Source organism: Silvimonas terrae, from assembly GCF_014202765.1.
GTDB classification, from domain to species: Bacteria; Pseudomonadota; Gammaproteobacteria; order Burkholderiales; family Chitinibacteraceae; genus Silvimonas; species Silvimonas terrae.
This window is the reverse complement of the sequence record NZ_JACHHN010000007.1, coordinates 90,194-108,896: the sequence shown is the minus strand read 5'-3', so window position 1 is coordinate 108,896 and position 18,703 is coordinate 90,194. Positions and strand designations below refer to the sequence as shown.

The 18,703-nt window shown below is 60.5% G+C and carries 13 protein-coding genes, 1 tRNA gene and 1 pseudogene; 4 read left to right on the top strand and 11 right to left on the bottom strand.

Going from position 1 to position 18,703, the window contains the following annotated elements; all coding sequences use genetic code 11:
• Nucleotides 1-8: 8 nt before the first annotated feature.
• Both HNQ50_RS16285 and HNQ50_RS22600 read right to left on the bottom strand, forming a co-directional pair.
• Complete coding sequence (locus HNQ50_RS16285; RefSeq protein WP_184102261.1) at nt 9-2,189, bottom strand: prolyl oligopeptidase family serine peptidase; 2,181 nt, start codon at nt 2,187-2,189, stop codon at nt 9-11.
• Between the two features lie 894 nt (nt 2,190-3,083).
• A pseudogene (locus HNQ50_RS22600) lies at nt 3,084-3,800 on the bottom strand (DUF4369 domain-containing protein); the annotation flags it as partial.
• 524 nt (nt 3,801-4,324) lie between these two features.
• Between HNQ50_RS22600 and HNQ50_RS16275 the strand changes: the two are divergent.
• The 4 genes from HNQ50_RS16275 to HNQ50_RS16260 all read left to right on the top strand — a co-directional run bounded on the left by HNQ50_RS16275 (nt 4,325) and on the right by HNQ50_RS16260 (nt 7,856).
• Nucleotides 4,325-4,399 (top strand) — tRNA-Arg (locus HNQ50_RS16275).
• 199 nt (nt 4,400-4,598) lie between these two features.
• Nucleotides 4,599-6,038 (top strand): pyruvate kinase, encoded by a 1,440-nt coding sequence (gene pyk / locus HNQ50_RS16270; protein WP_184102259.1) that lies wholly within the window; start codon nt 4,599-4,601, stop codon nt 6,036-6,038.
• Nucleotides 6,039-6,156: 118 nt separating this feature from the next.
• Nucleotides 6,157-6,792, top strand: coding sequence for a DUF1007 family protein (locus HNQ50_RS16265; RefSeq protein ID WP_184102258.1), 636 nt, complete (start codon nt 6,157-6,159; stop codon nt 6,790-6,792).
• Nucleotides 6,792-7,856 carry a nickel/cobalt transporter gene (locus HNQ50_RS16260; RefSeq protein WP_184102257.1) on the top strand — a complete coding sequence of 355 codons (1,065 nt, stop codon included), beginning with the start codon at nt 6,792-6,794 and terminating at the stop codon, nt 7,854-7,856. Before HNQ50_RS16265 ends, HNQ50_RS16260 begins: the two co-directional genes overlap by 1 nt.
• 133 nt (nt 7,857-7,989) lie before the next feature.
• On the opposite strand, the gene HNQ50_RS16255 is transcribed toward HNQ50_RS16260, so the two are convergent.
• The 9 genes from HNQ50_RS16255 to waaF form a co-directional block, all read right to left on the bottom strand.
• Nucleotides 7,990-8,583: a hypothetical protein gene (locus tag HNQ50_RS16255; RefSeq protein WP_184102256.1), complete on the bottom strand. Its 594-nt coding sequence runs from the start codon at nt 8,581-8,583 to the stop codon at nt 7,990-7,992.
• On the bottom strand, nt 8,576-10,774 hold the full coding sequence (locus HNQ50_RS16250; protein ID WP_184102255.1) for a RelA/SpoT family protein: 2,199 nt from the start codon (nt 10,772-10,774) through the stop codon (nt 8,576-8,578). Before HNQ50_RS16250 ends, HNQ50_RS16255 begins: the two co-directional genes overlap by 8 nt.
• Before the next feature lie 173 nt (nt 10,775-10,947).
• On the bottom strand, nt 10,948-11,559 hold the full coding sequence (locus tag HNQ50_RS16245; protein WP_184102254.1) for an ABC-type transport auxiliary lipoprotein family protein: 612 nt from the start codon (nt 11,557-11,559) through the stop codon (nt 10,948-10,950).
• Nucleotides 11,556-12,608 carry an MlaD family protein gene (locus HNQ50_RS16240; RefSeq protein WP_184102253.1) on the bottom strand — a complete coding sequence of 351 codons (1,053 nt, stop codon included), beginning with the start codon at nt 12,606-12,608 and terminating at the stop codon, nt 11,556-11,558. The genes HNQ50_RS16245 and HNQ50_RS16240 overlap by 4 nt, the downstream gene beginning before the upstream one ends.
• On the bottom strand, nt 12,605-13,348 hold the full coding sequence (locus HNQ50_RS16235) for an ABC transporter ATP-binding protein (RefSeq protein WP_184102252.1): 744 nt from the start codon (nt 13,346-13,348) through the stop codon (nt 12,605-12,607). The genes HNQ50_RS16240 and HNQ50_RS16235 overlap by 4 nt, the downstream gene beginning before the upstream one ends.
• Entirely contained in the window at nt 13,349-14,455 is a 1,107-nt protein-coding gene (locus tag HNQ50_RS16230) for an ABC transporter permease (protein ID WP_184102251.1), read from the bottom strand.
• 15 nt (nt 14,456-14,470) lie between these two features.
• The gene (locus tag HNQ50_RS16225) at nt 14,471-15,364 is read right to left on the bottom strand and encodes a MinD/ParA family ATP-binding protein (RefSeq protein ID WP_184102250.1); all 894 of its coding nucleotides are present in this window, start codon (nt 15,362-15,364) and stop codon (nt 14,471-14,473) included.
• Nucleotides 15,357-16,883, bottom strand: a complete 1,527-nt coding sequence (gene flhF / locus HNQ50_RS16220) for a flagellar biosynthesis GTPase FlhF (RefSeq protein ID WP_184102249.1) — start codon at nt 16,881-16,883, stop codon at nt 15,357-15,359. The genes HNQ50_RS16225 and flhF overlap by 8 nt, the downstream gene beginning before the upstream one ends.
• 226 nt (nt 16,884-17,109) lie before the next feature.
• A complete protein-coding gene (waaF, locus tag HNQ50_RS16215; protein WP_184102248.1) occupies nt 17,110-18,132 on the bottom strand; it encodes a lipopolysaccharide heptosyltransferase II in 1,023 nt (340 codons plus the stop codon).
• Nucleotides 18,133-18,703 lie beyond the last annotated feature (571 nt).

The following is an 18,703-nucleotide window of genomic DNA, read 5'->3' as shown; positions in this document are numbered from 1 at the left end:
CTCAAGCCTTAGCGTGGCTGAAATGCCTTGACGCCGGTCTGCCAGAAAATGAAGGCGTATTCGTCGGCCAGATGCTCGTCAATCTGCTTGCGTGATGAGCCCATGCCGTGGCCGGCATCGTAATCCACACTCAGAATGACGGGCTTGCCCGAGGTGGTGGCTTTTTGCAGGCGCGCGGTCATCTTGCCGACTTCCCACGGCGCCACGCGCGGATCGTTCACGCCCGTGGTCAACAACACGGCCGGATAACGGGTCCCGTTCTTGACGTGCTGGGTGGAATCCATCGCCAGCAAATCCTTGAAGCCCTGTTTGTTTTTGATGCTGCCAAACTCGTCGATATTGTCCGGCCCGTTGGGCGAGAACTCCATGCGCACGGTGTTGGATGCGCCGACATCTGACACCACCACGGCAAACAATTCCGGCGCTTCGGTCATGGCGCGGCCGACGGTAATGCCACCGGCAGAACCACCTTCGATGGCCAGGTGGTGATTATCGGTCCAGCCGTCCTTGATCAGGCTCTTGCAGCAATCAATCAGATCGCCCCAGGTGTTGTGCTTGTTGGGGCCTTTGCCGGCTTGCCACCAGCGCTTGCCATACTCGCCACCGCCACGGACATGTGCGGTCGCCATTACGCCGCCTTGTTCCAGGAAAGAAATAAACCGGGTGGAGAAATACGGTGAACTGACAATCTGATATGAACCATACGCCTGCACCAGCGTCGGGTTCTTGCCGTCACGCTTGAGGCCTTTTTTGGCGACGATGGACAGCGGCACGCGCGTACCGTCACGGGCAATGGCAAAGGTGCGGTGGGCTTCGTAAAGAGAGAGATCGACATCCGGTTGTGCGCACAGGCCGGTGTCGGTCGCCTGGCCTGTGGCCGGATCAAAGCGGAAGATGGTGAACGGCACCAGCCAGCTGGAACCGGTAAACCAGATGCCATCAATGGTCGATAGCGTGCCCAGGCCGTCAATGGAACCCTCGTAGGGCAGTTTGACGTCCAGATTTTTGCCGGCGTCATCAATGCGACTCAGGGTGTTGTAGCCGCCATCCATCAATTGCAGATACAGACCATCCCGCGCCAGCGTCATGGCACTGATCACCACGTCGCCGGCCGGGCGCACCACTTGCGCTGATTGGAGATCGGGCATCGCCGCGCTGGTGCGCAGAATCTGGCCGTTTTGCGCCGCGCCGTGGGTGCTCAGCAGATACAACTGATCACCGCGCTGGATCACGTTGTTGACGTCATCGGTGATATCGCACACCTTGCGCCAGTCCGGCTTGCCGGCCAGTACATCCGCCAGTTTGGCGCTGTACCACGGGTTAGCCAGACGCACGCCACCCATCGATACCGCCAGCACGTAGTCCGATGACGGATCGGTCTGGATAAACGGAAACTCCAGCGGGTCTACCACCACACCCGGCCACTGGTTGGCGGCCAGCATGCGCTGGTCATCACTCACTGGCGTGCCCAGCTTGTGCAGCCAGTTCACACTGTTTTGCTGGTAGTTCAGATCAGTCGGTTTGCGCCCTGGTGCATAGCGGTTGTAGAAGAAACCGCTGCTGTCGGGTAGCCAGGTCGGGCCCGCTTGCGGAGTGCGGTCGATTTCTTCCGGCAAATTGGTGTTGGTATCGACATTGAGCACGCGCAACACCGAGTTCTCGGAGCCGGCTTTGGACATGCCGTAGACCACATACTTGCCGTCCGGCGAAGGCAACCACCAGTCCAGCGCGACATGGGAGCCTTCAATCTGGATGGCGGTCGGGTCAAGCAGCAAATGCTCGGTGGCATCGCCATCATTGCGCATGAACAGTTTGAAATTGTCGCCATTTTTGGGGCGCTTGGAATAAAACACCCGCCCCGGTGCCGGAATGATGGCATTGGGGGATTCCGCCCCGGCAGACAGCTCGGACAACCGTTTGGCCAGCGCCGCCCGGCCCGGAATGGCATCCAGCACCTGCCGTGCATATTGCGCCTGGCCCTTGAGCCACTGTTGCCACTGCGGCGAATCGGTATTTTCCATCCAGCGATACGGATCCGTCACCTTGATGTCCCACAGCGTCTCGGTTACGGGCTTCAGGGGCGCTGCAGGGGGCCGCGCTATCGCCGCCCACGAGGGCAAACTGGTCAGCAAGGGCATCGCGCCCAGAATTTTAAGAACGTCTCTACGCTGCCAGCCTTGACTTGCCATGTTGTGCTCCTGTGTGACGGGGTGTCCGTATTGGGGGATGAAGCAGTACTTGCGGTATGCCATTAACGGCCGGGTCGCGGCCTGGATGACGAGCGTAGCGCCAGAGGACCGGATATATCCAGCCTGGCGATGTTTATGCAACGTTTTGTCCCACAGCTGGCAAAACAAAAGCCCGTGAAACACGGGCTTTTGTTGGCTGCGCCGCACCGGCGGCAACAGGGCGGGTGCATTCACGTTTTACTGAACCGGTGTGACCTTGCGAATAAGCTGATTGCCCCATTCCGCAACGAACAAGGTGCCGCTGGGGTCAAGCACAAGACCGCGTGGCAAGTAGAAACCGGCAGCACTACCCGTACCGTTCACACTGCTGGCCGTGGTCGTGCCCGCCAGCGTGCTGACCGTACCATCCTGTTTGACCATGCGGATTTCGTTGTTCTGCGCATCAGCCACCAGCAGGTTACCCTGCGCATCCAGCGCTAATCCAAACGGCGCGTTAAACCCGGCCGCCGCGCCCTGGCCATCGGCGCTACCTGCGCTCGCCGACCCGGCAATGCTGGTCACGACACCGCCGGCCGTGACCTTGAAGATCTGGTTGCCACCGGTGATATAGAAATTGCCGCTACTGTCAGGGGCGATTGCGGTGGGTGCTACCAGGCCGGACACCCCGTTGGCAATGGTGGAGACCGTTGCGGTATTGCCGGCGCCCAGTACGATTTTGCGCAAGGCGTTATTGCTGGCATCTGCCACGTACAGCGCGCCACTGGCATCAATCGCCACGCCGTAGGGGATGCTGAAGCGGGCAACCGTGTTGCTGCCATCTGCACTGCCGGCGCTGGTGCTGCCAGCCACGGTGGTAACGACCCCGGTCGCCAGCACGATCTTGCGGATCATGTTGTTGCTGGAGTCCGCCACATACAGATTGCCATTGCCATCCAGCGCCAGGCCGGAAGGCAGATTGAATTGCGCAGCCGCCCCGGTACCGTCTGCGGAACCCTGCGTACCACCGGCGACGGTGGAGACGGTGGTTGTGCCATCGGTATTGAATACCACCTTGCGGATTGCGTTATTCCATTGATCCGCCACATACAGGTTGCCCTGGCTATCCTCAGCCAGCGCATCCGGGCCGTGGAAGAATGCCGTTGTGCCCGCACCGTTATGCAAACTGGCAATGCCGGCAACACCCGCAACCACGCTGGTCTGGCCACGACCCGCCGCACAGTTCACCAGCACACTGCCCACATTGGCGTTCACGGTGCCACTGCCCTGGGTCACGACACAGGCCTGGAAGCCTGCCGGTTGGCCCTTGATGGTGACGCCATAACTGCTGGCGGCTGCCAGTGGCGTAGCAAACTTGAAGGTGCCATTGGCCTGCACAGTCAATGTATCGCCACCATTGTTTTGCAGCGTCAAGACGGCCGCATTGGCCAACCCGGTGAGGGTACCGCTGACCGTATAGGTGACCACTGCCGGTGTCGGCGTTGGCGTGACTGGCGTGGGCGTTGGTGTGGTGCCAACCGGAGCCGATGTGCTGTTGTCTGAGCTGCTGCCGCACGCGCCCAGGAGGGCCGTGCTCAATACCAGCGCGAGCAAGCTGATTTTATTTCGCGTCATTTATGGTCAATCCTTTCCCTGGGATTTCTTCGTGTTTTCGATATTTATTGGGTTTCAAGAAAATGCCGTTGATTTTATGTCTGAATCTGTAATGGATCTTTATTTGTAACGGGCAAATTTTGATCCGATTTTATCATTTGCTTACGAAAGCGCATGCCGCACGAAAAAACTGCGGCTTTTGCGCAATACTGTAGGGAGAGGGTGGCGCACATTGCGGGACAGGCCAGTCTGATCCGTCTGGTATTTTGCGCAAATCCGCCAATAGACATGCCCGAATCTGCCCGAAATCAGTTTCTGCGCTCTTTACTGGCTGGACTTGCGCGTCTTGCTGGGCAAGCCGGTATAATGCGGGCCACATCGCCGGGTACGCGGCAAAGTGGCTTTGCTGCCAATTTACAGCGCCCGGCTTGAGGGAAACGACCATAAAAGCGGGAATACACCACCAGGCGCCCGCGCGCACAACCCCGTTAAACCGGCTTTTTGCAAGCGTTTCATGGAGATAGCGGGTTTTGGTTGTCTGGCATGTCTCCATAGTTAAATGGATATAACAAGCCCCTCCTAAGGGCTAGTTGCAGGTTCGATTCCTGCTGGGGACACCACCTGACCATTGATCGCGCCGCTATGCGGTGCGTGCCCAGCGACATAAATCAATATGGGTATTGCATACCCCGTCAGCTTCGTATTGACTAGCCGTGCCGGGCAGGGGTGCCAATCCTGCCGCGCCGGCTAGCCTGACTACCCGATTGCAACAGCAGCAGAACAACAGTGATCTCTCGATCAGAGACAGGAGTGAATTGCATGCAACGCAGCACAAAAATCGTAGCCACGCTGGGCCCGGCTTCCAACGATGCCGCCACACTGGGCCGTCTTGTCAACGCCGGCGTGAACATGGTCCGCCTCAATTTCTCTCACGGCACGGCGCAAGACCATATGGATCGTGCCGACCTGGTGCGCCAGGAAGCCACCAAGGCCAACCAGCCGCTGGCAATCCTGGTGGACTTGCAAGGCCCCAAAATCCGCGTGCGCAAGTTTGAAGACAACAAGGTTGACCTCGTCAACGGCGAAAGCTTCATTCTGGATGCTGCGTACGATGGCCTCGGTAACGTGCATCGCGTGGGTCTGGATTACAAAGAGCTGCCGAACGATGTGTCGCCGGGCGCCATCCTGCTGCTCGATGACGGTCGCATTGTGCTGGAAGTCACCGAAGTGCTGGGTAGCGAAGTCCATACCCGCGTCAAAGTGGGTGGCGTGCTGTCCAACAACAAGGGTATCAATCAGCAAGGCGGTGGTTTGACCGCACCGGCGCTGACTGCCAAAGACATGGAAGACATCAAGACCGCTGCCGTCATCAAGGCGGACTATGTGGCTGTGTCTTTCCCCAAGAGTGGCGCCGATATGTACATGGCCCGCACGCTGTTGCGCGCTGCTGGCAGCAAGGCATTGCTGATCGCCAAGATCGAACGCACTGAAGCCATTACCAATCTGGAAGAAATTCTGGATGCGTCTGATGGCATCATGGTTGCCCGTGGCGATCTGGCGGTTGAAGTGGGCGACGCTGCTGTGCCGGCCTTGCAAAAGAAGATGATCAAGGCGGCACGCCGCAAGAACAAGCTGACCATTACTGCCACGCAGATGATGGAGTCCATGATTTCCAGCCCGGTGCCGACCCGTGCGGAAGTCTCCGACGTGGCCAACGCCGTGCTGGACGGTACCGATGCCGTCATGTTGTCGGCCGAGTCTGCCAGCGGCAAGTTCCCGGTCGAAACCGTGGAAGCCATGGCACGGATCTGTCTGGAAGCGGAAAAGTCGCAAGACAGCCGCATCAGCGACGAAGTGCTCAAACAAGGCGACTTCACCCGTATCGACCAATCTGTGGCCATGGCGGCACTGTTCGCTGCCGGTCACCTGAAGGTCAAGGCGATTGCTGCGCTGACGCAGTCTGGTGCTTCGGCATTGTGGCTGTCGCGCTTTATCAGTGGCGTACCGGTTTACGCCCTGACGCCGGAAGCCGACACCTACGCCCGTCTGGCACTGTTCCGCGACGTCTACCCGTTCATCATGTCTTACGAAAACGCCAATCAGGAAGCGTTGTTGATCCGTGCCGAACTGGAACTGATCCAGCGCGGTGTGGTCCAGCAGGGTGATCTGGTGGTGTTCACTTACGGCGACGTGGTTGGCCTGGGTGGCAGCACCAACAGCCTGAAGATCGTGAAAGTGGGTGAGCGTCGTACGCGCTAAGGCGAACGAACGGCATTCCCAAAAAAGCGGCCTTCTGGCCGCTTTTTTATTGGGTCCCGCTGCATGGCGCCATACTGGCGCGCCACGCGTGTCATCGTCCGGCGCGCCTGGCCGTTAAATGCCCACCGCTTGCGGCTTTGTTGATGTTCTTCTGGTTGATCTCATGTTGCGCGTGTTCCGTTGCTGGCCGCTGGCCATTGTGTTGCTCCCTGCGCTGGCGCAGGCCCATCCGCACGTTTGGGTTACTTACGATGTGGCCGTCCAGTTCAAACAGGGCAAGATTGAAGCGCTCAAAGAGCGCTGGGTGTTTGATGAAGACTTCACCACGGCGGTGTTGGGTGATGTCGCCAAAGATCACAAACCAGGCAAACCGCTGACGAAAGCCGAGGCCGCCAAAGTCAAAAAAGGCGGGTTCGATAATTTGCAGAACTACGGTTACTTTCAGCACGTGTTTATCGAAAAAACCCAGATCAACGTCAAATCGCCTACCGACTTTGTGGCAAAGCTGGAAGGCAACAAAATGGTGTACGAGTTCACCCTGCCGCTGGAGCGGCCGGTCGATCCGCATCAGGGGCGGGTGACGCTGGGGTTTTATGATGAGTCTTATTTTGTGGATTACGAGCCCACCAACGCCACGTCCGTGACCGTGACGGGCGATGGCATCGGGAGCTGCAAACTCAACTCGTTTGAAGACCATGCGCATCCGATCTTTTATGGCTCGGTCAACCCGCTGGTCTGGAAGGTGAATTGCTGATGTCGCTGCTTGCATCACCCCGCTGGTTCATCGCCCTGTTGCTGGCGCTGGTGGCGATCGCCGTGGCGCAACCGGCCATGGCGGTGGATTACTTTGGCCGTGCTGTCGTACAAACGGCCTCTGCGCCCGCGGCCAGCGCGGTTGCACCAACCGCCACTGCGCAACCGGCACTCTCCACTTTGCCCGCGCCGGTTCGCGCGGTGATTGGCCAGTTGGTGGTGTGGCAAAGCAAGCTCAACGCCGTTCTGCGCGAGGCATTGCAGCAGAGCCGGCAGAATGGCAGTTCCACAGCCCTGTGGCTGATTGTGCTGGTGTCCTTCGTGTATGGCGTGCTGCATGCCGCCGGGCCAGGACATGGCAAGGTGGTGATTGGTAGTTATTTTCTGACCCAGCGCGCACGTGTGTTGCATGGCGTGGCCTTGAGTGCCTGGGCGGCGACGGTACAAGCCTTGTGCGCCATTGTGCTGGTGGGGGGCCTGGCGGCATTGCTGGGCAATAGCTCGCTGAGCATCCTTAACCACGCGGCCACGCTGGAAACGGTCAGTTACGCCATCCTGGGCGGCATGGGTGTGTTGATGTTATGGCGGTTGGCGCGCGGGCTGGATACCTGCGGTTGCGAGCCTGACCAGGCGCAAGCGCCCAAAGCCGGGGCGATGCATGCGCCGTTGCGGCGTAAGACGGCGGGCAAGGGCACGGGCAAGATCACTTATCGTGCAGCCGGGTCAGACCGTGCGGCCCGTAACTGGCGCCAAATGGCGCTGGCCGGCGCGGCGGTAGGTTTACGCCCGTGTACCGGGGCGATTCTGGTGTTGATCTTTTGCCTGGCCAACGGGATTTTCCTGACTGGTGTGCTCTCTACCTTTGCCATGGCCGCAGGCGTGGCCATCACCGTCTCGCTGATCAGTCTGGGCGCGATGGGTGTCAACCGGCTCACGCCCGCGCACGGTCGGCGTAGTGGCTGGCAACGCGGCTTGTCCTGGGCGGGGGCGGGGGCGATTGCATTGTTTGGGGTGTTGCAGACGGTGCTGTTGATCACCGGGATCATTAGCCCGACGCTGGGCTGATTCGTAGCCCGGATGGAGCGAAGCGAGAATCCGGGGGGGCCGGCAAGAAGGAACGCAAGCACACCCTCTACCCTGGTCAATAGCGCAACCCCGGATTCCCGGCTACGCCTCCATCCGGGTTACAAAATCAAGATTATTTTGCAGCAGCGAAACGGCGTGCTTCAAACCGCAGTGCGCCGTCGGGCAGGGCGCTCAGGCGGTATTCATCGGTGCCATCCTGGAGAGTGCTGACTTGCTGGCTAGCCATGCCCCGCATCAATTGCACCGCCATGTTCTGGATGTCGTCACTGTTGCGTTCCGGGTGGAAGAAACCAATGGTCCACATCACCGCTGGGGCGACGCGGCCGGGGCCCAGTTGCGCTGCGTTGATGGGGGTCTCGATCATCACCTGGGTAAGTGGTGATGTTAGCGTGGCTGCGGCAAGCGTCACGCGGTCGCCATCGCCGCAACGCGCCAGCCAGGCGCTGTCTGCCACAGGTGTCATTTCGCCCAGCATCAGGCTCTCGCTTAATGCGCGGCCCCGCTCGGCCGTGCCCATGGCGGCAATCTTGCTGACGATCCCGTTCCAGTTATCCCGAAAGCGGGTTGGTGTCAGTGCCCCGGCTGCCGCCAGCTGCTGCGCCGGGCTGGGTGCGGCGGCGCTGCCCCCCGATGCCACATCTGCCGCGCCAGCGATGGCGGGCAGGAGCAGGGCCAGCAATGGCAAGAAGCCCGGTTTTTTAGACACGTTCCACCTTCAGTACACCGGGCACGTCCGATAGCCGCACAAAAATACGCGGCAGGTCGGCAACGCCGCGGATTTCCACCGTGAAGCGCATGCGGGCCAAGGTGTTTTTAGAGAGCGTATTGACGCCAGTGACGTTGATTTTCTCCCGCGACATCACGTCCGAGAGGTCGCGCAACAGGCTGGGGCGGTCATGGGCCTCCACCAGGATGTCGGTGGCAAAGACATTGCCAGTCTGCTTGCCCCAATCGGCCTTGATCAGGCGCTCGGGTGATGCCGCCGCCAGCCGCTTGAGCGTAATGCAGTCCGAGCGGTGGATGGAGATACCACGGCCTTTGGTCACAAAGCCGACTACCGAATCCGGCGGCACTGGCTTGCAGCACTTGGCCAGCATGGTCATCAACTGATCCACGCCCTCAATCAGAATGCCTTCGCCATGCTGGTCAGCGCGGGCGCGCTTGACCACGTCCTCCGGCGCAATGTGTTCTTCCACAGGCGGCGGGCTGGTGACAAAAGCATCGGCCAGTTGCCGCAGCGACACATCGTCATGCCCCAGCGCCACATACAACTCGTTGACCGTTTTGTAACCGAGACGCTGGGCGACTTCATCCTGATTGGCCTGGGTAGCACCAGCGCGGGCGGCTTCCTTGTCGTACAAGGATTTGCCTTCTGCCACCACCACATCCAGGTTTTGCTGGCGGACCCAATAGCGGATTTTCTGCGCTGCGCGGTGGCTTTTGACATAACCCTGATGCAGCCAGTCCAGGCTGGGGCCGCCTTCTTTGGCCGCGAGGATTTCCACGCGCTGGCCGTTTTCCAGCGCGGTGTTCAGCGGCACGATCTGCCCATTGACCTTGGCGCCGCGGCAGCGGTGGCCCAGATCACTGTGCAAGTGATAGGCAAAATCCACCGGCGTAGAGCCCTTGGGCAAGGCGATCACGCGGCCGGCCGGGGTCAAGACGTAAATGGTGTCATCAAACAGTTCAGCCTTGAAGGCGTCGGCCAGATGCGCTTCCTGGGCCATGTCTTCGCGCCAGTCCAGCAACTGGCGCAGCCAGGCGATTTTCTCTTCATACTTGCTGTCGCCCTTGCCGCCTTCCTTGTAGCGCCAGTGCGCGGCCACGCCAAATTCGGCGTGTTCGTGCATGTCAAAGGTGCGGATCTGGACCTCTACCGCCTTATCGCTGGGGCCGATGACGGCCGTGTGCAAACTGCGGTAGAAGTTGCCCTTGGGGTTGGCAATGTAGTCGTCAAACTCGCCGGGAATGGGCTGCCACAGATTGTGGATGATCCCCAGCACGGTGTAGCAATCTTTGACGTCATCGACCAGCACGCGCACGGCGCGGATGTCGTAGAGTTCAGAGAAATCCAGCTTCTTTTTCTGCATCTTTTTCCAGATGCTGAAAATGTGCTTGGGCCGGCCCATCAGATCGACATGGGTTACGCCGGCGGCGGCCAGTTCCGTGCGCAAGGTGGCGAGCACGTCGTTGATGAAACTCTCGCGGTCAACGCGGCGCTCGTCCAGCAGCTTGGCAATCTTTTTGTAGGTTTCCGGCTCCATATAGCGGAAACCCAGGTCTTCCAGCTCCCACTTGATCTGCCAGACGCCCAGCCGGTTGGCCAGCGGGGCGTAGATATCCAGCGTCTCCCGCGCGATGCGGCGACGGTCTTCGTCGGGCATGCCCCCCAGCGTGTGCATGGTTTGCGTGCGCCAGGCCAGATTGATCAGCACCACGCGCATGTCTTCAACCATGGCCAGCAACATCTTGCGCAGGGCTTCTATCTGCTCGGCATGGTCTGCGCCCCGTGTACGTCCCTGGGCCAAAGAGCGGATTTTGCGAACGCGCCAGACGCCTTCGACCAGCGTGGCGACGGCTTTGCCAAAATGGGTTTCGATGGCGGCGGTGGCATCGGCCAGACTGTCGGGCACGGCAAACAACAGGGTTGCAATGACCGCGTCGGCATCCAGGTGCAGGTCAGCCACAATTGAGGCCGCCGCGACCGCGTGCGGAAACAGCGGCTCGTTGGTGTCGGGGTGAGTCTTGCCTTGATAGAGCGAGGCAGACCAGTCCAGCGCCTGTTCCAGGCGGCGGACATGCTCAGCCGGATAGCGGCTGGAGAGCGCAGACAGCCAGCGCGCCGGATCGGCGGCTTCAGCAATGGACTGGGCAAGCGGGCGGGTAACGGCGACCATATCTTTCTCGAAATACGCAGTACTGATTTTGCCTTATCCAGCACAAGCTTGCTGGTAGATACAAGTCAAATCAGGGTTATTTTAAGAAAAGAAAGTGCGTTGCGGGCGGCAATGCTGACTGGACAGACGCATAAACGCCGGTCCAGCCCGGAACAAACAAGGTATGAAACAGTTTATGGCGCGGGTGCGGGCGCGTTTTGCAGTGCGCTTTCCAGTTGCGCCAGTGCCGCTGACAGTGCCTGGGATTGTGCCGCCGCAAAGTTGTCACCGCTGGCCGGGTTGGCGACGGGCGCGCTGCCGGTGACTTCACCGGTGTAAACAAAGGTGTTGTTGACGGTGTCACGCAGGCGCAGCCCCAACCGCACTTGTGCGGTGTGTGGTTGATCCGGGCGCAGGTCAATGTAGAACGCGCGGATATCGCTTTCCAGCACATAACGTGTACCCCACGGCGAGCGACCGGGGATCACGTTGGCAAAGAGCTTGCTGCGCGTCAGCCAGTCGCTTAACTGGTCCGCCACAAACAGCGGAATCGGCGCGGTATAACCCCGATATGGATCACGGGCATAGCGCTGGCTGGTCTCGCGATAGATAAACCGGGTTCCGCCCAGTTCTGCCGGCGCGTTGGGCAGCATGATCTTGAGCGTATCGGCAAAGCGGGGTGCGCTACTGGCCTGCTCAGGTCGGGTGGCGTCCAGTTGATAACGGGACTCTGCCGGCGGCGTGGACGAGCAGGCGGCCAGCAGGGCCAGCAAGGGGGCGATCAGCAGATACCGGACTCGGGTCATGGCGTGGGCAGCGGGTAGGGGGTAGGCTCGCTGCCAAACAGCAGGCTACCGGGGTTGTTGTTGGCACGGTCGGTCAGGCGACGCAAATCGTCACTGGCCGCATGCAGGTTCGACAGCGTTTCGGAAAGCTCGCCCTCGTTACCCGCCGTGATTTGATCCAGCCGCGCCATGGTTTGATCCAGGTGTTTGAGCGAATCGGCCAGTTGCGGGCTATCGAGCAAGGCGCGCAGTTTCTCGGTACTGGCGGCCAGATTGGCCGGGGCGCTGGCCATGCCGGGTGCATTCAGCAAACTGTGCAGGCTGGCCGAGGTAGCGCGAACCTCGTTCACCATGGCACTGGTGTCGTCGGCCAGCCGGCCGACCTGGATTTTATCGAGCTTGGCCGCCAGGCTATCGATGGAGCGCGCAATGCGTTCCACCGGCAGCGCACTGAGCGTGTTATCGGTGGTTGCCAGCAGATGATTGAGGCGGTCTACCGTGGTTTCGATATCCAGCTTCTGCATCCGGGTGATCACATCCTGGGTGGCGTTCATCAATTGCGACACCGCACTGTGGGCCGAGGGGATGTACAGATCTTGCGGCTTCCAGTTGATGACCAGCGGTTTATTGGCATAGGGGTTGAAATAGTCGATTTCCAGATAGCTGGTGCCGGTCAGGCCCTGCGGCGTTAACCGTACCCGCAGGCCCCGGTCGATTTCCCGCTGCAGGTTGTCCTGACTGGGAATCTGCATGGTGCGCCCGCCAAAAGCCTCTGGCCGGAAACGCATCTCGACCAGCACATACTGCAAGCGCTCCGATGGCGATTCATCCTGCTGGTACTTGGTGTAGGTAAACGAAATCTTGCTGACCTCGCCCACTGTCACGCCGCGATAACGCACCTTGGAGCCCACATCCAGCCCCTGCACGGATTCGTCAAAATAGGTCTCCATGGTGACGCGCTTGCCCAGCCAGCGGTTGGCACCAAAGGCCACAAACAAGAGCGATGCGGCGACCACGGCGATCACCACAAACAGCCCCAGGCGAAAATAATGTCGGTTGTGAGTCGTCATACGGCTCCACGGCGGAAAAACCGGGTTACACGTTCATCCGGATGATGGTCGCGCAAATCGGCGGGCGTGCCCTCGGCAATGATGCCCTTGTTCTTTTTATCCAGCATGATGGCGCGATCGGCAATGGCAAAGATGCTGGCCAGCTCGTGCGTCACCACCACAAAGGTCAGCCCCAGCACGCGCGCAAGGCGAATGATCAGGGCGTCGAGTTCGGCCGAGGTGATCGGGTCCAGCCCGGCCGAGGGTTCATCCAGAAACAGAATGGCAGGGTCCAGCGCCAGGGCCCGGGCAATGGCCGCGCGCTTTTGCATGCCGCCCGACAAGGCCGACGGCAGGTAATCGGCAAATTGTTCCAGCCCCACTTGCCGTAGCTTGAGCCGGGCCACCAGCTCTTGCGCATCCGGCGTGAGATGTGTGTAAGACTGCAACGGCAACATGACGTTTTCCAGCACGCTCATGGAGCCAAACAGCGCGCCAGACTGATACGCCACCCCAAATTGCGACAAAATGCGCCGACGCTCATCCCCGGTAGCGCGGGTCAGGTTTTCGCCCTTGATCAGTACGTGACCTTTGCGCGGCGTTTCCAGCCCGATCATATGCTTGAGCAAGGTGGATTTACCGCAGCCCGAGCCGCCCAGAATGGTCAGTATCTCGCCCTCGGTGACGGTCAGATTGATATCTTTGAGCACCACATTGCGGCCGTAGGCGCAGGTCACGTTATCTACCTGGATGACGTCCATCTACCACCCCAGATAGTAAAAGGCGACGGCAAACAGCCCGTCTGCCACCACCAGCATGACAATGCTGCTGACCACGGCCTGCGTGGTGCTCGCCCCCACGGCGCTGGCGCCTGCACCGGTATTCAAGCCGCGCCGGCAACCAATGACTGCAATGCCAAACCCGTACACGGTTGCTTTGGCCAGACCACCCACATAATCGGCAAAACCCACCGAATCCATCACCTGCGCTACCGTGGTTTGCAGCGGAATATTAAACGTCAGCAACACCAGCCCCGCGCCCAGAATGCCGATGATCTCGGCCAGTACGGTCAGCAGGGGCGCCATCAGCGTCACGGCCAGAATGCGTGGCAACACCAGAAAACGCACGGGTTCCAGACCCAGCGTAATCAGCGCGTTGATTTCCTCATTGACCTTCATGGTGCCAATTTCAGCGGCAAATGCCGCACCGGTACGGCCGGCCAGTAACACGGCCGTCATCAGCGGCGCCAGTTCCCGCACCAAAGATAAACCCACCAGGTTGGCAACAAACAGTTCTGCGCCAAACTGCCGCATGGGCACCGCGGACTGGAACGCCAGGATCACGCCGAACAAAAACGCCACCAGCAACACAATCGGCAGCGCGTTGACGCCGGATTTGAGGCATTGCTCCAGCATATCGCCCCAGCGCATGATGCCGGGTTTTCTGAGCCAGACACCCCAGGCAGCGGTCAGCTCGCCGGTAAATTCCATCAGATCGTAGAAGGCGTTCCAGATGGTGGCGGCGCGGGCACCCAGCCGGATCAGGAACGGCGCACGCGCCTCTGGCGGAGTGCTTTGCAGTGGCTCATTGGGGTTGAGTTCATTAAGCAGCGCGCCGTAGCGCTGCGGCAGATTTTCGACGTGCGCGCCTTGCTGGATCAGCGCGTAGATCAGTGCCAGGCCGGCGCCATCGCAGTATTCGACTGCGGCGGCTTCAACCCGCAGCTGCGGCCGCGCCAGTTGCCTGGCCTGAGTCCAGATGACGGCGGTGCCTTCGGCATCCAGCCGGCCAGCCAGATACAGATAGTCGCCGCCTGCATCCTGGCGGATTTGTGCAATGGCAGTGTTGGTCGGCTCGGTAGGGGCCATGGGTCGCGGATCGGCTCAGCTTTGCAGTCGGTCGGTGAGGATACGGCTGGATTCCACCAGCCGGTAGACAAAGTGGCCCGGTGTCTCATGAGATTGACTGGACCGCTTCCAGCGTAGCATGGCATCCGCAAGTTGGCGGAAGGCATGACTGGCTTCTGCATCCGGAAATGCCTCAAGCACGGTACGGCCAAGGCGGGTGGCGCGCTTGAGTTTATCGTCTTCCGGCACATAACCCACCAGTCGCAACTGGATTTGGGTGCCCAGATACTGCACAGCCACACTGCGGATGCGTTCAAACAAAAGCTGGGCATCCGCCAGACTGGCGGCGCGGTTCACCAGGATGCGGAACTCGCGCCGGGCATACTCGTTGTGTAATACCTTGATGGTGGCGTAGGCGTCGGTGATGGACTCGGCATTGTGGGTCACAATGATGAGGACGTCATCTGCCGCCAGAGAGAGGCTGGGTACGCCGGCCAGCGTGGTCGGGCGGGTATCGAGCAGCAAGAAGTCCGTACTGGCTACCAGGGTTTCAAATTCCTGCGCCAGCCAGGTTTGTTCCCGCTCGTTCAAATTGGCCAGCATGGTGGCGCGGGCGGATACAGGCAAAATGGAAAAACCCGCGTCCGTGGGCACCAGCGCATCGGCCAGGGTGACTTCGCGGCGCAAGACGGCTTCAAAATGCCAGGTCTGGTTGCGCCGCAAGCGATGCAGCGAATTGGACAAGCCATCAAACTCATCCAGCAGCAACACTTCACGCTGCCGTTCGGCCAGGGCGGCGGCAAGGTTGATGGCCAGTGCGGTGGCGCCGGTACCGCCGCGCCCACCATTCAGGCTGATACTGCGGCACGGCGTGGGGCTGAGCAGGGCGCGCAAGCCGGCGGCCTGATCCAGCCGGCCGTGGTTAGCCACGACGATCTCTCACCGACAGATCCAGCGGGATTTCGCTCGCGGTATTTTGCGAACCCATATAAAGCGGGTATTCGTCCTGGCGCAACTGGTACACCGGGTTGTCGCCCACCGCATTGCGGAAGGCGCGGTCAATCAGATAGTCGACATTGGCGCGGTGCAGGTCTTCCGGCACGCGCTGGCCATTGGTGACAAACTGCAGGGCCAGCCGGTGGCGAATGGCCACATCCAGGCAGCCGCCCTGGCTCATGGCTTCATCCAGCTTGGTCAGAATGCAACCGGCCAGTGTCGGGTTCTTGTAGCGGCGGGCTACATCGTCCAGCGTGGCCGGTGCGGCATTGGCAGCCAGCAGCAGAATGGTTTCCACCCGGTCACGGCCAAATAGCGCCAGTTGCTCACTGATACGTTGATCACGCTGGCCCATCCCTACGGTATCGATCAGCACCAGATGGCGGTCAGAAAGGTCGGCCAGCGTCAGTTCCAGATCGGTCTGATCTTTGACGTCATGGACCGGAATCCCGATGATGCGGCCATAGATACGCAACTGATCCTGCGCGCCGATCCGGTAGCTGTCGGTGGTCAGCAAGGCCACCGAATCCGGGCCATGCAGCAAGGCGCAACGCGCAGCCAGCTTGGCAACGGTGGTGGTTTTGCCCACGCCGGTGGGACCAATCAACGCATAGGTGCCACCGCGCTCAATCAGGTCGCCCGCGCTGGCGGGCAGGTTATGCACCAGCGCGGCCTTGATCCAGCGCAGGCCGGCATCCAGCGCCAGGTCCGGCATTTTTTCGACCAGTTGGCGGCTCAGGGCCGGGGAGAACCCGCCGGCCAGCAACTGGCGCAAGACTTCCAGTTTTTCCGGCTTGTGGCGCGAGAGTTCACCCCAGGCCATGCCGGCAATCTGGCTTTCCATCAACCCACGCAGCAGGCGGATTTCCCGTGCGATGTCTTCCATGACTTCTTTGTTGGCCGGCGTTTCTTTGCGTGGCTGACCCAGGTCGTCTTCGTAACGGAAGTGCGTCGCGGTATGTAGCGGTTCTTCACGGCGCGGCGATGGCGCAACCGGCTTCAGACCCAGCGAAGGTGCGGGCGCCGGTTGCGGGGCACGCGGCATGGGTTCATCCAGCAAGCTGACATAGCCGGGGGCCGGCGCGGGCGGCTCATAGGCGGGTGCCGATGGCGTGATATCGGCTAGCGACGGTTCGCTGTCGTCATCCTCGTGTTCTTCGTCCGGAATGGCGTAAGAGCGTTCCAGCGCGCGGGTGGCCGGGGAGTTTGGCGGCTCGGCATGGATGGAGCGCATCAAGCGCGCACCGTTGGCCCGGGAAGGTGTGCGCGACGAATTGTTCGGGCTGGGCACGCCAGTGAGCGAGGCCACATCAGAATCGGCCACTGCCATGATTTCCACGCCGCCGCCAGACACCTGGCGGTTGGACAAAATCAGGGCGTCCGGGCCCAGTTCGTCCCGCACCTGCCGGAGCGCGTCCCGGGTGGTGGCGCCGTAGAATTTTTTAACAACCATCGCAGTGGCAGTGCTTCTTAAAGTGACTTGTAATGTTGCTCATTATGCGGGCCCTGGGTCATTCAGCCAAGTCGGCGCAACAGACAGCCCTTACGGATGCCATTCTGTTGGCCGGGCTTGCGGCAGATACAATTTGCATCCGGCCGGTCTGGCCGGTGGTGTCATGGCTGGTTTCGGGCCGACCAGGGCGCACAGGCCCCGTCGAACCTGGTTTTATCAACGCCGATCAGGTATGTGCGCCCAGCAACAACAATTTGTTGATGGCGCGATTGGCGCGCCCGGCCTCCAGCTGGTTCAGACAATTCATGTGGCCCAGCGGACACACCCGCTCAAAACAGGGGCTGCATTCCAGATCCAGCGTGACGATCTCGGCCCGGTTGGACAGCGGCGGGGTGAACTCGGGGGAGCTGGAGCCATAAATAGCCACCAGTGGGCGATCCAGCCCGGCGGCCACGTGCATCAGGCCAGAGTCATTCGCCACCACCACCTGTGCCAGCGACATCAGGTCGATGGCCTCCGCGAGACTGGTGCGGCCGCACAGGTTGACTGCGCCAGGTGCCAGTGCGGCGATCTCGCCGGCAATCTCTTCATCCTTGTTCGAGCCAAACAACCAGACTTGTTCACCCAGCGCCATGCGATGGTTGGCCAGATCGGCAAAATGATTGGCTGGCCACCGTTTGGCCGGGCCGTATTCGGCACCCGGACAACAAGCCACAATCGGTTTGTCAGCCGACAAACCCAGCTTGGCCAGCGCGGCGTCCCGCGCGGCTGCGTTGATTTGTAAACGCGGATGCGGCACCGGCCGGGCCAGCGGTGTGCCGGCGTCATCAGCCAGTGCGGCGAAGCGCTCCACCATTTGGGGCAGGGCGATGGGGTCCAGCGTACGGGTGTCGTTCATCAAAATGAAGCGCGCCTCTCCCACCCAACCCGTGCGTTTGGGGATGTTGGCAAACCACGGAATCAACGCGGACTTGAGCGAGTTGGGCAGTACGATGACCTGATCGTAACCACGCTTGCGCAACTGGCGGCCCAGCTTGAGGCGCTGCATCAGTCGCAGCGAGCCATGACCAAACGGGTTGTCGATGGTTTCGCTGATTTCCGGCATGCGGGCGTGAACGGGGCGTGTCCAGGGTGGCGCGAGGACGTCGATCTGTACGCCAGGCCAGCGCTCGGAGAGGCGACGGTACAGAGGTTGCGCCATGATGGCGTCGCCTACCCAGGCCGGGGCCACGATCAGGATTTTTTTCATGCGATGTATGGTGGTGCTTCTGGTTGGGTCGGGATGCTGTTTATGTTAACGCCTTGCGGCGCGGAAGTTTGCATGTCATTGGGGCGGTTTGCAAAGGGAGTTGTTCTCCTTTGCTGGTGACGGCCACTACGTAGCCCGGATAAAGTGATAGCGGGAATCCGGGGTGGCTGGCCTGGTTCATATTGTTGTCGGTCTTGGCGCCTGAGGGCGCGGGGTTGAAAAGCATTTTGATGCCCGGGGTGCCGGGCCCAAAGAAAGTAACCAAAGAAAGGCGACCCCAGCCGGGCGGCTCTCCGGGCTGCCCTCAGCTACGTAGCCCGGATGGAGGCCTTCAGGCCGGGAATCCGGGGTAGTGGACCTGGTTCATATTGTTGTTGGTGTTAGCGCCTTGCGGCGCGGGTCTTGAAAAGCGTTTGATATCCGGGGTGCCGGGCCCACGTTACTTTCTTTGCTTCGCCAAAGAAAGTAACCAAAGCTACGTAGCCCGGATGGAGGCCTTCAGGCCGGGAATCCGGGGTAGTGGACCTGGTTCATATTGTTGTTGGTGTTAGCGCCTTGCGGCGCGGGTCTT